A 1,494-nucleotide genomic window follows, 5' to 3' on the forward strand; every position below is an offset into this window, starting at 1 on the left:
TGTGCCTTCCGCCCCTTCCGGCAGGAAGCCCGCTTCGTCCTGCGTGCAGGCGGCAATGCCGAGCAGCAGGGCTATGGCTGCAGATGTATGGATGATTGTTCGTTTCATGATGCGTGTTGTTTAGGGTTCGTTATTGTTTCTTTTGCAATACGGGCAGACCGTCGGTGCCGAGTACCCACTGGTAGTCGCCAGCGGTGAGGGCGGTGTTCATGCCGTCGACGGCTGTCTGCCATTTCACTGTCGCGCCGTCCACCTTCGTGGCATCTACCTTTTCTCCATGATTATGGAATACTCCTTGCCCGACATTGCCTCCCCAATAACAGGAAGTTATAATTTTGTAGTTATAACGCACTATAGCTCCGGATTCATACTCTTTCAATGTGCCGTCGAACCAGCAAGCGGTGATTCTGCCATAATTTAAATCGGCTATACCACAAGTTCTACCATATGCAGAAATTTTTCCCGTCACAGAGCAGGCAATGATTTGGCCATTATTTTGCTCCACTATTCCAGCTGCTGATCCACTATTGCCATACAGATTCACATCTATGAGTTGTAAGTTCTTTATCACTCCACGTTCATTTAATAATCCAAAAAGTTCAGTAGTCTCTGCTGAAAAGTTTAATCCCGTAATGCGGTGTCCCTGCCCATTAAAGACGCCGGAGTAGCCTGGCCATGTGCCTATCCGTGTCCATTCCCTACCCGTCAGGTCGATGTCGGCGGTGAGGGTGCAATTTATCGATTCATCTTTTTGTACGGCTTTGTTCCATGCCAGCAAGCCGTCGGCGTTATAGACCGTGTAACTGCCGTCGTTCTGTATAGAATAACCCAAATCCTCAGCCTCACCGCTCTCGCTGCCACCGTCAGCCCAGTCACCGATAGTGCAGCCATCTAATGTCAGGCCAGTGGCGTTCACCTTAACGGTATATTTATAGCGACTGCCTGCTGCCAACACGACGTTGTTCTGCGGACGGAAGTAGAAGGTGCCGCTGCCGAGTTCCACCCGGATGAACTGCTTGCCTGCCGCAACGGTCTGCGGGGCGGTCAGTGCCTCGTAGGTGTTGCCGCTTGCATTGTAAGTCTTGATGGCGGTCGGGTTGCCGTTATCGGCAGACAGGCTTACGAGGCTCACCGTGGCACCGGCGACGCTCGTGAATCCCGTGCCGGGCTTCAGATCGATTGCCACGCGTGCCGTGCGGTGGGTAAATTCAAGTGTCGGGTCGTCAAATTTCACCGTCTGGTTTTCGGCAGAGATGAAGTCGCTGTTCTGGAAGTCAGCCAATTGGCTCTGGTCTTCAGCCACCTTCACGGCAGGCATCTGGGTGATGTCGGCATTATCGAAGGGCCACCATGCCGATACGGTAATCGGGTCGCGGCTGGTCCAGTAGTGCGGGTCGTTCTCGCGTGAGAGTGTGGCACTCTTGAAATCGGTAGAAGCCGTTACGGTGTATTCCTTTACCGCATCGCCCGTCTTGAGTGCCACGGAAGTGACGC

The 1,494-nt window shown here is 53.2% G+C and carries 1 protein-coding gene; it reads right to left on the reverse strand.

Annotated features, from left to right (window positions below; all coding sequences use genetic code 11):
- Window positions 1-130: 130 nt before the first annotated feature.
- On the reverse strand, window positions 131-1,494 hold a 1,364-nt coding region (locus tag N5O98_RS27145), incomplete at its 5' end, for a fimbrillin family protein (protein ID WP_269496247.1).

Source organism: Bacteroides sp. LFL-34, from assembly GCF_027257075.1.
Taxonomy (GTDB): domain Bacteria; phylum Bacteroidota; class Bacteroidia; order Bacteroidales; family Bacteroidaceae; genus Bacteroides; species Bacteroides ovatus.